This window comes from Klebsiella sp. CTHL.F3a (genome assembly GCF_019890895.1).
GTDB lineage: Bacteria > Pseudomonadota > Gammaproteobacteria > Enterobacterales > Enterobacteriaceae > Klebsiella > Klebsiella grimontii.
In genome coordinates this window covers 4,171,354-4,184,519 of sequence record NZ_CP082360.1, presented here as the reverse complement: position 1 = coordinate 4,184,519, position 13,166 = coordinate 4,171,354, and the positions used below count along the sequence as shown (strand labels likewise).

Here is a 13,166-nt window from a genome sequence, read left to right as displayed (position 1 = left end):
TCACTTATCCTTCAGGGCATCCAGCGACATATTCAGCTGCAGTATATTTACCACAGGTTGGCCGAGAAAGCTGAGCAACGGTTTTTGCGTTGCCTCGTTGACCAGCTGCGTGACCTGCTCCACGCTCAGTTGCCGGGCTTTGGCGACGCGCGGCGCCTGCCACAGGGCGGCGGACGGGGTCAGACTGTAATCCAGTCCGCTCGCCGAGGCGGTGACCAGCTCCACCGGAACCCTGGGCGTGGCGTCCGGGTTGGCGGCGCGCAGGGCCTGCACTCGTTCGCTGATGGCTTTATCCAGCGCCGGATTGCTGGCGGCGAGGTTGCTGCCGCCGGATGCCAACGGATTATCCGGCATCTCCGCCGTGGCGGAAGGGCGCCCCTGGAAATAGCCCGGCGCGGTAAAGTTCTGCCCGATAAGGCTTGAACCGCGCACTTCGCCGTCAATCCTTAGCAGCGAGCCGTTGGCCTGCTGCGGGAACCACCACTGCCCTAGCGCGGTGGTTAATAGTGGATAGACGCCGCCGGTAAGCAGCGTTAACAGAATAAACAGCACAACAGCAGGACGAATCAATGACATGGTTTTTTCCTCACATCAGCCCGGTCAGGGTCAGTAACAGGTCGATCGCTTTGATACCGATAAACGGCACCAGCAGTCCGCCCAGGCCATAGACCCACAGGTTGCGGCGCAGCATCGCCGAAGCCGTCAGCGGCTTATAGCTCACCCCCTTCAGCGCCAGCGGGATCAGGAAGATGATGATCAGCGCATTAAAAATCACCGCGCTCAGGATCGCCGAAGAAGGCGAATGCAGATGCATCACGTTAAGCATCGCGAGCGGCGGATAGACCGCGGCAAAGGCGGCCGGAATAATGGCAAAGTACTTCGCCACGTCGTTGGCGATACTGAAGGTGGTTAATGAACCGCGGGTCATCAGCATTTGTTTACCGATATGCACGACCTCGATCAGTTTGGTGGGGTTGGAGTCCAGATCCACCATATTACCCGCCTCTTTCGCCGCCTGGGTACCGGAGTTCATCGCGACCGCGACGTCGGCCTGCGCCAGCGCCGGGGCATCGTTGGTACCGTCGCCGGTCATCGCTACCAGCCGTCCTTCCGATTGATACTGGCGGATCAGCGCCAGCTTGGCCTCCGGCGTCGCTTCGGCGAGAAAGTCGTCCACGCCCGCTTCCGCGGCGATAGCGGCGGCGGTCAGGCGGTTATCGCCGGTGATCATCACCGTTTTAATCCCCATTTTACGCAGCTGGGCAAAACGCTCTTTGATGCCGCCTTTGACGATATCTTTTAGCGAAATAATCCCCAGCACCCGCTCGCCTTCGGCGACCACCAGCGGCGTGGCGCCAAGACGCGCCACCTCTTCAACCTGTTTATCGACATCGGCCGGGAAGTGGCCGCCGTTAGCCTCAACGTGGCGGCGAATGGCATCCACAGAACCTTTGCGGATCATTCGCTGGTCAATGTTAATCCCGCTCATCCGGGTCTGGGCGGTAAATGGCACGAAGGTGGCGTGCAGCGATTGCAGATCGCGCTCGCGCAGATTAAAGCGCTGTTTTGCCAGCACCACGATGCTGCGGCCTTCCGGCGTTTCATCGGCCAGCGACGACAGCTGGGCGGCATCGGCAAGGGTTTTCTCTTCCACGCCCTGCGCGGGCAGGAACGCTGAAGCCTGGCGGTTGCCGAGAGTAATGGTGCCGGTTTTATCCAGCAGCAGAACGTCGACATCGCCCGCCGCTTCAACCGCGCGTCCGCTGGTGGCAATCACGTTCGCGCCGAGCATGCGGCTCATCCCGGCGACGCCGATCGCCGACAGCAGACCGCCGATAGTGGTGGGGATCAGGCACACCAGCAGCGCCACCAGTACCGTCACGCTGACCGCGTTACCGCTCCAGGCGGAGAAGGGCCAGATGGTGGCGGTGGCCAGCAGGAACACCAGGGTCAGGGCGATAAGCAGGATCGTCAGGGCGATTTCATTCGGCGTCTTGCGGCGCTGGGCGCCTTCAACCATGGCGATCATCCGGTCAAGGAAGGTTTCGCCGGGATTGACGCTGCAGCGGATCACCAGCCAGTCGGAGAGGATACGCGTCCCGCCGGTCACCGAGGCGAAGTCGCCCCCGGACTCACGGATAACCGGCGCGGATTCGCCGGTAATGGCGCTTTCATCCACCGATGCGCCGCCTTCGATAACTTCGCCGTCGCAGGGAATAATATCTCCGGCTTCGACCAGCACCACGTCGCCTTTACGCAGATCTTCAACGGGCACGTGGTCAATTTGCGCATCGTGCTGCGGCGCGCGCAGCTTACGGGCAAAGGCGGTCTTTTTGACCCCCTTCAGGCTGTTGGCCTGCGCTTTACTGCGGCCTTCGGCCATCGCTTCGGCGAAATTGGCGAACAGGACGGTGAACCACAGCCAGAGACTAATGGCGGCGGTAAAACCGGCGCTGCCGGCGATATGCCCGCTCGCCATGGCGATAGCGAGCAGGGTGGTCAGCAGGCTGCCGATCCAGACGATAAACATCACCGGGTTACGCCACTGTACGGCAGGACTCAGTTTTTTCACGGCGTCCAGCAGCGCCTGGCGCACCAGCGTCGGCTCCAGCAGGGCTAATGATTTGCGACTCATAACAGGTTGCTCCGCAATCGCTTAAAGTAAGGAAAAGTGTTCCGCCAGCGGGCCGAGTGCCAGCGCGGGAATAAAGGTCAGGGCGCCCACCAGCAGTACGGTGCCAATTAGCAGGCCGATAAACAGCGCGTCGTGGGTGGCGAGCGTACCGCTGCCGGCGGGCTGAATTTTCTTGGTCACCAGCGAACCGGCGATAGCCATGACCGGAATAATCACCGCGAAGCGGCCGACCAGCATGCAAAACGCCAGCAGCAGGTTCCAGAACGGCGTCGCCGCGCTCAGGCCGCCAAAGGCGCTGCCGTTGTTGTTGGCAGCGGAGGTGACGGCGTACAGCACTTCGCTAAAGCCGTGCGGTCCGGGGTTGAACATGCCCGCGCGCCCGGCCTCGGTCATCATTGCCAGCGCCGTGCCGAGCAGCACCAGCGTCGGGGTCACGAGGATCGCCAGCGCGATCATTTTCATTTCGCGGACGTCGATCTTTTTGCCGAGGTATTCCGGGGTGCGGCCAATCATCAGACCGGCGATGAAGACCGCCAGCATGACGAACAGCAGCATGCCGTACAGGCCAGAGCCCACGCCGCCGAAGACCACTTCACCTATCTGCATCAGCCACATCGGCACCATCCCGCCCAGGGCGGTAAAGGAGTCATGCATGGCGTTGACCGCGCCGCAGGACGCGGCGGTGGTGACCACGGCGAACAGGCTGCTGGCGAGAATGCCGAACCGGCTCTCTTTGCCTTCCATATTCAGGCTGCTATCGGCGCCCAGGCTCAGCAGATGCGGGTTACCGCGCGTCTCCGCCCACATCACTACCGCCACGCAGACGATGAAGATCAGCGCCATCGCCCACAGAATCGCGCGTCCCTGACGGCGGTCGCCCACCACCTCGCCGAAGGCGAAGCACAGCGCCGCCGGGATGAGAAAGATCGCCAGCATCTGGACCAGGTTGGTCAGCGCGGTAGGGTTTTCAAACGGATGCGCCGAGTTGGCGTTAAAGAAACCGCCGCCGTTGGTCCCCAGCATTTTTATCGCTTCCTGCGAGGCCACCGGCCCCATCGGCAGCATCTGGCGTACGCCTTCAAGGGAGGTAAATCCCTGATTAGGCGCAAAACTCTGCGGTACGCCCTGCTGAATAAAGAACAGCGCAATCAGTAGCGAAATGGGCAGCAGCAGCCAGAGAGTAATGCGGGTCAGATCGACCCAGGCGTTACCCAGGGTGCTGACCTTCTGCCGGGCGTAAGCGCGGGTGAGGGCAAAGATCACCGCGATGCCGGTGGCGGCGGAGAGGAAGTTTTGCACCGCCAGCCCGGCCATCTGGCTAAGGCTACTCATGGTGGCTTCACCGGCATAGGCCTGCCAGTTGGTGTTGCTGACAAAGCTCACTGCCGTATTCAGCGCCAGATCCCATGACAGACCGGGCAGATGCTGCGGGTTAAGCGGCAGCGAACCCTGGAACATCAGCAGCGCGAACAGCGCCGCCAGACCCAGCGCGTTAAACAGCAGGATAGCGAATAAGTATTGATACCAGTTCATCTCCTGCGAACGAATGCCCGCCGCCCGCCATAAACCGCGTTCGATACCGGCCAGGCCCGGTAGCGGGACATCATTGATCATCGTCGCCAGCGCCGTGCCCAGCGGACGAGCCAGGATCATCAATAGCAGAATAAAGCTCGCGATGAGCAAAAATCCTTGAGCGGCCATCAGAATGCCTCCGCGTGTGTCAGGGCATAAACCAGATAAACCAGCAACAGGAACACCAGCGCTACGCCAGCGATTACGCCTGCAGTCACAATCCACCTCCGGGTGTATTTTCGATTTACGAGGAGAATAGGCAGTCGGGCGCAAAGATTTCGCAAAAATCAGCGACGGGGGTGTAAAAAAAATATAAAAATACCAAGCCCACAATTTAACTAATGATTAGTATTAATTTAACTTTTTTGTAACTGAGTTACCGGATGAATGTAAATAAAGGCTAAATAGGTGCTTTTTAGTGGTCGGATGAGTAGTAAAATTACAGCCAAAGCGGTACTATTTTAAGCAGAGAAACATTGTAACTTTTCCGGCTTTGCTTGCCGGCCTGACAAAGGGGAGAGAAATTATGGCGTTGTACAAAACTTATCCTGCTCATATCATCTTTGCGCGTCGCGCTTTCGCCGTGACGGCTGGCGTGCTGGCGCTGCCGGTAATGCTGTTCTGGAAAGACCGCGCGCGTTTTTACAGCTGGCTGCACCGTGTGTGGGCAAAAACCAGCGAACAGCCGGTATGGATGGCGCAGGCGGAAAAGGCCTCCGCAGATTTTTATTAACCTTTGCAGATGGCCGAACGGCTAAGCCTGCTGAAGCGCAGGCGCTGCGCCTAAGAATTTTGTTATCAATCACGCCGCCGGTTTATCCGGCGGTTTTTTTTTGCCCGGAGTGGCTTACACTTATTAACCTCCCGCAGGCTAAGCCGGGGGGATAGCTGTTTAGACGTCGTATATATCCATTTTAATGATGAAAGGAATGTTATGGCCACCCATCTGGTCTGGTTTCGCGCGGATTTGCGCATGCACGATAATCTGGCGCTCGCTGCCGCCTGCCGCGACCCCCATGCAAGGGTGCTGGGGTTGTTTATCGCCACGCCAGGGCAATGGCGCCAGCACGGTATGGCGGCGCGCCAGGCGGCATTTATCGTTAGCCATCTTCACAGCCTGCAAGCGGCGCTGGCGGAAAAGGGGATCCCGCTGCACGTTGAACAGGCGGAAGATTTTGCCGCCAGCGTAAAACTGCTCGCCAGCTTCTGCGGACAGCAGCAGGTCACACATCTGTTTTACAACTATCAGTACGAAATTAACGAACGCCAGCGCGATGCCGCGGTGGAAAAAACCCTGACCGGAGTGACTTGTCAGGGTTTTGATGACAGCGTCCTGCTGCCGCCAGGCAGCGTACTGACCGGCAATCGCGAAATGTATAAGGTGTTTACGCCGTTTAAAAATGCCTTTCTTCGCCGTTTACAGGAAGCGCTGCCCGAGTGCGTCGCCGCGCCGAAAGCTCGCGCGTGTGGCCCCATCGCTGCCGTGTCTGATGTGAAAATAGACTATCCGCAGACGCCCTTCGACGGCGAGCTGTTCGCCGCGGATGAAAAAAGCGCTATCGCCCGGCTCCGCGGTTTTTGCCAGCAAAAAGCGGCCGATTATGAACAGCAGCGCGATCTTCCCGCCGTCGAAGGAACCAGCCGGCTGTCGCCATGCCTGGCGGTGGGCGCGCTCTCGCCGCGCCAGTGTCTGCACCGTTTGCTGGTTGAGCAGGCGCGGGCGCTGGATGGCGAAGCCGGGGCGGTATGGCTCAACGAGCTTATCTGGCGCGAGTTTTACCGTCATCTGATGGTTTACTACCCAAACTTGTGTAAAGGTCGCCCTTTTATCGACTGGACCGATAACGTGGCGTGGTTGGATGATAAATCCGCGTTTCAGGCCTGGCAGCGCGGACAGACCGGCTTCCCGATTGTTGACGCCGCGATGCGTCAGCTCAATGCGACCGGCTGGATGCATAACCGCCTGAGGATGATTGTCGCCAGCTTCCTGGTTAAAGATCTGCGTATCGACTGGCGGCTGGGCGAGCGCTACTTTATCGAACAGCTTATTGATGGCGATCTGGCGGCGAATAACGGCGGCTGGCAGTGGGCGGCATCCACGGGTACCGATGCCGCGCCCTATTTTCGTATTTTTAACCCGACGACCCAGGGAGAACGCTTCGATAAAGCGGGGCGGTTTATTCGTCATTGGCTGCCGGAGCTGGCCGGAGTGCCAGAGAAAGCGGTGCATCAACCGTGGCTGTGGGCGGAAAAGCAGGGCGTAAGGCTGGATTATCCGCGCCCGATTGTTGACCACAAGCAGGCGCGGCTGGAGACGCTGGCGGCCTGGGAGGCCGCCAGAGAACTTAAGACTCCATCGCCAGGCGACGAGCCCTGATCTTAACGGAGTGATACAGCCAGATCGCCAGCACCAGGCCGACGCAGGCTAGCGCGCCCCAGGTTATCTGGCTGAACACCTCAATGTAGGCGTTAATCGAGTAGTTGATGGCCCCGGCGGCGTCGAACGACCCCTGCGAGGTCTGGTCGGCAATCACCCCCGCCAGATAGTTGGCGATAGCGCCGGAGAGCAGCATATAAATGCCGGTCAGCACGCCGGTCACGCCGGGGATCTGAATGCGGGTGATTTGCGACATCGCTACCGGGTCGATAAATAGCTCGGCAAAGCCCATCACCGCCAGACCTAATACCATCAGCGGCATCGAGGAGTGGCCATAGGCGGCTGACCAGCGGGCGCTGAGGGTCAGGATGCAGAACCCGGCGCTCATCAGGCCGAGGCCCAGCGCGAATTTGCCCCAGATACGTACGGTACGGTTGCCGTTGATATTCTCTTTCACCAGCCACGCCAGCACCACTCCGCAGAGCATCACCGCAAAGGCGTTGACCGACTGGAACATCGCGGTCGGTATTTCATAACCCATAAAATGCCGATTAACGAAACGGTCGATGTACAGGCTGATGGAGCTGCCGCCCTGCTGCGCAAAGGCCCAGAACAGTAGACTGAAGCAGGTGAGCACCATAATTAGCCGCAGATCTTTACGCTGCCCGGCGGTCTCCGCGCGCAGGTAGATCCGCGTCAGTACCGCCAGACCGATAACTGTCGCCACAATCAGCGCATAGACCGACCACTCCTGCCAGAACAGCACGGTGATTAGCAGCGGCGCGGCGATCAGCAGCACCAGCAGCCAGCCCCAGTTTGGTAAAACAAAGCTCCGCGCCCGCAGCGCTTCGCGATTGACGCCCCGGGTATGGCGGAAATGGCGGTTGCCGCTGAGGAAAATGACCAGCCCGGCGATCATGCCTACCGCCGCCAGCGCAAAGCCCATCGCCCAGCTGTACTCCTCCTGCACGTAGCCGCAGGCGATTGGCGCAATGATAGACCCGACGTTGCCCGCCGCGTACATCAGCGAAAAACCGCCGTCGCGGCGCGGGTCGGTGGGTTCATACAGTTCGCCGAGAAGGCAGCTGACGTTGGATTTAAACAGCCCGTAGCCGCAGACAATAATCGCCAGCGACAGGTAGAGAAAGGTGGGGGCGATTTCGCTCGCGCCGAGCACCAGATGGCCGATGGCCATCAACAGCGCGCCGAGCATCACCGCCATGCGGTTGCCCAGCAGCTTATCCGCCAGGAAGCCGCCGAGAATCGGCGTAACGTAGACTAAAGAACAGTAGGCGCTGAACAGCGCATAAGCATGATTATCGTCATACTTGAGCTGATTGGTGAGATAAAGAATCAGCAGCGCGCGCATGCCGTAAAAGCTGAAGTATTCCCAGATTTGCAGTGCGACGACGTAATAAATCGCCCGCGGCTGTGAGGATTGTGTGTTCATGTAATGCTTCGTCCTGCCATAAAAAAAGAAAGTCGATCTTTCTGCATGAATAACTATTAACTAGTGATATTCATGGCGTTATAGGCTTTCTGGTTATTTAATATGCTGTAATAGTGCATAAATATACACGAATGCGCACTGGAGGGAGTAGACAAATTGCGGGATTTCGCGAAAAGTCAAAATGGACGGCGAAGCGGCAGAACTATCGACTGACCGGGCGGATACCGTTATGTTATCCCTCTGCATAGAATAATGACCTGGTGGAGCGGCAATGAAAAATAGTGAACTGGAACAACTGATTAATGAAAAGCTGAACAGCGCGGCCATCAGTGATTACGCCCCCAATGGGCTCCAGGTGGAAGGGCGCGAGACGATACAAAAAATCGTCACCGGCGTAACCGCCAGCCAGGCGCTGCTGGATGAAGCTGTGCGCCTGGAGGCCGATGCGGTGATTGTCCATCACGGCTATTTCTGGAAAGGTGAATCGCCGGTGATCCGCGGCATGAAGCGCAATCGCCTCAAAACGCTGCTGGCTAACGACATTAACCTCTACGGCTGGCACCTGCCGCTTGATGCCCACCCGGAACTGGGCAATAACACCCAGTTGGCGTCGCTGCTCGGCATCAACGTGATGGGCGAAATCGAGCCGCTGGTGCCGTGGGGCGAACTGTCGATGGCGGTATCGGGCCTGGAGTTGGCTTCGTGGATTGAAGCGCGGCTGGGACGCAAACCGCTGTGGTGCGGCGACACCGGGCCGGACAAAGTCGTCCGCGTGGCGTGGTGCACCGGCGGCGGCCAGAGCTTTATCGACAGCGCCGCCCGCTTTGGCGTCGACGCGTTTATTACCGGTGAGGTTTCAGAGCAAACCATCCACTCGGCGCGCGAGCAGGGGCTGCATTTTTACGCTGCCGGGCACCATGCTACCGAGCGCGGCGGAATTCGCGCGTTAAGCGAATGGCTAACGGAAAATACCGAACTGGACGTCACGTTTATTGATATCCCGAACCCGGCCTGATGAACGGAGGCAAAAGTGCAGCGAGCGCGTTGTTATTTGTTAGGTGAAACGGCAGTGGTACTGGAGCTTGAGCCGCCGGTATCGCTGGAAAGTCAGAAGCGGATCTGGCGGTTAGCCCAGCGTCTGGTAGGCCATACTGAGGTGGTGGAAGCCATCCCGGGCATGAACAACATTACCGTGATATTGCGTAATCCGCAGCAGACGGCGTGGGATGCGATTGAACGCCTGCAGCTCTGGTGGGAGGAGTGCGATACGCTCGAACCGGAGTCGCGGCAGGTTTCGGTCCCGGTGGTTTATGGCGGCGAATACGGACCGGATCTGGGGGAAGTTGCCCGCCATAGCGGCTTGAGCGAGAAGCAGGTGGTTGAGCTGCATTCGTCGGTGGAGTACGTGGTGTGGTTCCTCGGCTTCCAGCCGGGCTTCCCATATTTCGGCGGCCTGCCGGAGCAGCTGGCGATGCCGAGACGGGCGGAGCCGCGCCTGCTGGTGCCCGCAGGGTCCGTCGGTATCGGCGGGGCGCAAACCGGAATTTATCCGCTGGCGACGCCCGGTGGGTGGCAGCTGCTGGGGCGTACACCGCTGGCGCTGTTTGATCCAAAGCGCAAGGAGCCGGTGTTGCTGCGTTCCGGCGACCGGGTGCGTTTTGTGCCGCAAAAGGAGGGCGTATGTTAAAAATTATTCGCGCCGGAATGTATACCTCGGTGCAGGACGGTGGGCGTGAAGGGTTGCGTCAACTGGGCATCAGCCGCTGCGGCGCTATGGATAAGCCGGCGCTGGTCACCGCTAATCTGCTGGTGGGGAACGGCGCCAACGCCGCGGCGCTGGAGATAACGCTGGGCCAGGTGGATATTCAGTTTGAGCGTAACGGCTGGTTTGCGCTGACCGGCGCCGCCTGCGAGGCGAAGCTCGATGGCGAGCCGGTATGGGTGGGCTGGCGAACGGCGGTCAAGGCCGGGCAGCATCTGGTGCTCAAGAATCCCCAGCACGGCGTGCGCAGCTACCTGGCGGTGGCGGGGGGAATTGCGGTACCGAAGGTGCTGGGTTCGCGCAGCACTGACCTGAAAGTGGGGATTGGCGGCCTGGAAGGGCGACGCCTACAGGACGGCGACCGGTTGAAGCTGGGGAAATCGGATAAGCAGTTCCGCGGGCCGCGCGGCGTGAAGCAGCTGCCCATCGGCAACCGCATCCGCGCGCTGCCCGGGCCGGAGTACCAGGAGTTCGATAGCGTGTCGCAGGACGCCTTCTGGCGCTCGCCTTGGCAGCTTAGCCCGCAGAGCAATCGCATGGGCTACCGCCTGCAGGGGCAACCGCTGAAGCGAACGACCGATCGCGAGATGCTGTCCCACGGTCTGCTGCCCGGGGTGGTGCAGGTTCCGCATAACGGCCAGCCCATCGTACTGATGAACGACGCGCAGACCACCGGCGGCTATCCGCGGATTGCGACCATCATCGAAGCCGACATGTATCAGTTGGCGCAGATCCCGCTGGGACAACCGATCCACTTTGTTCCCTGTTCCCTGGAGGAAGCGCTGAAAGCGCGCGCCGACAGGCAACGTTACTTTGAACAACTGGCATGGAGACTTAACGATGAAGATTGATTTAAACGCCGATCTCGGCGAAGGCTGCGCCAACGATAGCGCGCTGCTGCAGCTGGTCTCTTCCGCCAATATCGCCTGCGGTTTCCATGCGGGCGATGCGCTGATGATGCTGCAGTGCGTTCGCGAAGCGCTGAAATATGGCGTCGCGGTGGGCGCGCACCCCAGCTTTCCCGACCGGGAAAATTTCGGCCGTACGGCGATGCAGCTGCCGCCGGAGACGGTTTATGCGCAAACGCTGTATCAGGTTGGCGCGCTGGCGGCGATGGTGCGCGCGCAGGGCGGCGAGCTGCGGCACGTCAAGCCGCACGGTATGCTGTATAACCAGGCGGCAAAAGATCCGCAGCTTGCCGACGCTATCGCCAAAGCGGTATATGACGTTGACGCGGGTCTGGTGCTGGTTGGCCTGGCGGGCAGCGAGCTGATTCGCGCCGGGCAACGTTATCAGCTGACAACTCGTCAGGAGGTCTTCGCCGACCGCGGTTATCTGGCGGACGGCAGCCTGGTGCCGCGCACCCAGGCTGGCGCGCTGATCGAAAGCGAAGAACAGTCGTTGGCGCAAACTCTGGAAATGGTGCAGCACAGCCGGGTGCGCAGTATCACCGGCGAATGGGCGCACGTAGTGGCGGAAACCGTCTGCCTGCACGGTGACGGCGAGCACGCGCTGGATTTTGCACGCCGTCTGCGCGCGGCGTTTGCCGGACGCAATATACAGGTCAGTGCGGAAGTAGAAGAATAAAAACAATATTATCAATCAATTAACATTAGACAACAACTCACAACAACATACAGGATGTAATTATGGGAGAGTCATTATCTCTCTGGCCACTGATCGGTATTGCCGCGATCGTGGTCGGATTTGTTCTGCGTTTCAACCCGGTGCTGGTGGTTATTGTCTCCGGGATCATCACGGGTCTGACGGCGCATATGCCGATCGCGACCATTCTGGAGAAGCTGGGCGAAGGATTTCTCAATACCCGCAACCTGCCGTTTATTCTTCTGCTGCCGCTGGCGGTGATTGGCCTGCTGGAGCGGCACGGCCTGAAAGAGCGCGCGCAGACGTGGATCGCGAAGATCCGCAGCGCCACCGCCGGTCGTTTGCTTATCGTCTATCTGTTCGTGCGTGAAGTAACCGCGGCGATGGGCCTCACCAGCCTGGGCGGACATCCGCAAATGGTGCGCCCGCTACTGGCGCCGATGGCGGAAGGGGCGGCGGAGAAAAACTTTGGCGCCTTGCCTGGAGAGGTCCGCTATCGTCTACGCGCGATGTCGGCGGCGACCGATAACGTTGGCCTGTTCTTCGGGGAAGATATATTCGTTGCCTTCGGGGCGATTATCTTTATGCATAACTTTATGCTGGAGTCGGGGGGCATTCAGACTGAGCCGCTGCATATTGCCCTGTGGGGGATACCCACGGCGGTATGCGCCTTCCTGATCCACTCCGCCCGCCTGTGGCGCCTCGACCGTCATCTCCAGCGCGAGCTGGACAAGGTTAACGCCGGTCAGGCGAAAGGCGGTGCAGCATGAATTTTCAGCAAACCTGGCTGTACTGGTTGGCGGGCGTTGTCCTACTGTTGGTAGCAGTGATGTCATGGCGCGATAAGGCCAATCCGCGCAGGCTGACAACCGGCCTGTTCTGGGGACTGTATGGTCTGGTGTTTCTGTTTGGCGACTGGACCTATGAGCTGGTTGGCGACAAGCGCACCGTCAATATCGGCGTTGGCGTGGTGGTGGTGGTACTGGCGCTGATCGCCGGTTTTGGCGGCGTGCGCCTCGGCCGCTATCATCAGCGCTCGCAGGAAGAACGTACCGCCAGCGCCGCGCGTCTTGGCAACCGGCTGTTTTTCCCGGCGCTGGCGATACCGGTGGTGACGGTGATCGGCGTGCTGCTGTTTAATAATCTCCCCTCGCTGCAGGTCGCTATCTTTGGTCCGGGCAATCACGCCACGCTGATCACGCTGTTTTCAATGACCGCAGGTACGCTGCTCGGCCTGGTGATGGCTATCCGCATGACCCATGAAACCGCGGCGCAGCCGTTGCAGGAAGCTCGTCGCCTGCTGGATTCAGTGGGCTGGGCGTTTATTTTGCCGCAGATCCTCGCGGTGCTCGGGCTGCTGTTTACCGCCGCGGGCGTCGGCAATAGCATCTCCTGGCTGACCCAGCACTATCTGGCGGTAGACAGCCGATTTATCGCCGTGGCCGTCTATACCCTGGGTATGGCGCTGCTGACGATGGTGATGGGCAACGCTTTCGCCGCGTTTCCCATCGTGACGGCGGGTGTCGGGATCCCGATTCTGGTGCTGCAGCACGGCGGTAACCCGGCGGTGATGGCGGCAATTGGCATGTTCTCAGGCTACTGCGGGACCCTGATGACCCCAATGGCGGCGAACTTCAATATCGTCCCGGCCGCGCTGCTGGAGCTGCCGGATAAAAACGCGGTGATCAAAGCCCAGGTGCCGACCGGCGTTATGCTGCTTATCGTGAACGTATTTTTGCTCTATTTCCTGATGTTCCTGTAAGGA

13 protein-coding genes are annotated in these 13,166 nt (G+C 59.7%); 8 read left to right on the top strand and 5 right to left on the bottom strand.

The features are described from left to right. From kdpC to kdpF, 4 genes are read right to left on the bottom strand one after another with little or no spacing between them, the layout of a single operon-like run. Positions 1–576 carry a potassium-transporting ATPase subunit KdpC gene (kdpC, locus tag K7H21_RS19735; RefSeq protein WP_004130505.1) on the bottom strand — a complete coding sequence of 192 codons (576 nt, stop codon included), beginning with the start codon at positions 574–576 and terminating at the stop codon, positions 1–3. Positions 577–586: 10 nt separating this feature from the next. Then, a complete protein-coding gene (gene kdpB, locus K7H21_RS19730; RefSeq protein WP_223035299.1) occupies positions 587–2,635 on the bottom strand; it encodes a potassium-transporting ATPase subunit KdpB in 2,049 nt (682 codons plus the stop codon). Between the two features lie 21 nt (positions 2,636–2,656). Beyond that, entirely contained in the window at positions 2,657–4,336 is a 1,680-nt protein-coding gene (gene kdpA, locus K7H21_RS19725) for a potassium-transporting ATPase subunit KdpA (RefSeq protein ID WP_049115032.1), read from the bottom strand. Beyond that, positions 4,336–4,425, bottom strand: a complete 90-nt coding sequence (gene kdpF, locus K7H21_RS19720) for a K(+)-transporting ATPase subunit F (RefSeq protein ID WP_077252547.1) — start codon at positions 4,423–4,425, stop codon at positions 4,336–4,338. The genes kdpA and kdpF overlap by 1 nt, the downstream gene beginning before the upstream one ends. Before the next feature lie 305 nt (positions 4,426–4,730). Here kdpF and K7H21_RS19715 point away from each other — a divergent pair, with 305 nt between their 5' ends. Together K7H21_RS19715 and phrB are read left to right on the top strand one after the other, a co-directional pair. Beyond that, entirely contained in the window at positions 4,731–4,940 is a 210-nt protein-coding gene (locus K7H21_RS19715; RefSeq protein ID WP_162626030.1) for a YbfA family protein, read from the top strand. Between the two features lie 201 nt (positions 4,941–5,141). Further along, positions 5,142–6,584, top strand: coding sequence for a deoxyribodipyrimidine photo-lyase (phrB, locus tag K7H21_RS19710; protein WP_049115031.1), 1,443 nt, complete (start codon positions 5,142–5,144; stop codon positions 6,582–6,584). Here phrB and dtpD read toward each other — a convergent pair. Further along, complete coding sequence (gene dtpD, locus K7H21_RS19705) at positions 6,553–8,034, bottom strand: dipeptide permease DtpD (RefSeq protein WP_004132624.1); 1,482 nt, start codon at positions 8,032–8,034, stop codon at positions 6,553–6,555. The two genes, phrB and dtpD, sit on opposite strands and share 32 nt — an antisense overlap. A 271-nt stretch (positions 8,035–8,305) precedes the next feature. On the opposite strand from dtpD, the gene K7H21_RS19700 reads away from it, so the two are divergent. The 6 genes from K7H21_RS19700 to K7H21_RS19675 all read left to right on the top strand — a co-directional run bounded on the left by K7H21_RS19700 (position 8,306) and on the right by K7H21_RS19675 (position 13,163). Beyond that, positions 8,306–9,049, top strand: a complete 744-nt coding sequence (locus K7H21_RS19700; protein WP_223035298.1) for a type 2 GTP cyclohydrolase I — start codon at positions 8,306–8,308, stop codon at positions 9,047–9,049. Between the two features lie 15 nt (positions 9,050–9,064). Next, entirely contained in the window at positions 9,065–9,721 is a 657-nt protein-coding gene (gene pxpB, locus K7H21_RS19695; RefSeq protein WP_004130512.1) for a 5-oxoprolinase subunit PxpB, read from the top strand. Then, a complete protein-coding gene (pxpC, locus tag K7H21_RS19690) occupies positions 9,715–10,647 on the top strand; it encodes a 5-oxoprolinase subunit PxpC (RefSeq protein ID WP_049122802.1) in 933 nt (310 codons plus the stop codon). Before pxpB ends, pxpC begins: the two co-directional genes overlap by 7 nt. Continuing rightward, positions 10,637–11,383, top strand: coding sequence for a 5-oxoprolinase subunit PxpA (gene pxpA, locus K7H21_RS19685; RefSeq protein WP_004130514.1), 747 nt, complete (start codon positions 10,637–10,639; stop codon positions 11,381–11,383). Before pxpC ends, pxpA begins: the two co-directional genes overlap by 11 nt. A gap of 62 nt (positions 11,384–11,445) precedes the next feature. Beyond that, positions 11,446–12,171, top strand: coding sequence for a DUF969 domain-containing protein (locus K7H21_RS19680; RefSeq protein WP_004130515.1), 726 nt, complete (start codon positions 11,446–11,448; stop codon positions 12,169–12,171). Next, positions 12,168–13,163: a DUF979 domain-containing protein gene (locus K7H21_RS19675; protein ID WP_004130517.1), complete on the top strand. Its 996-nt coding sequence runs from the start codon at positions 12,168–12,170 to the stop codon at positions 13,161–13,163. The genes K7H21_RS19680 and K7H21_RS19675 overlap by 4 nt, the downstream gene beginning before the upstream one ends. Positions 13,164–13,166: the final 3 nt, after the last annotated feature.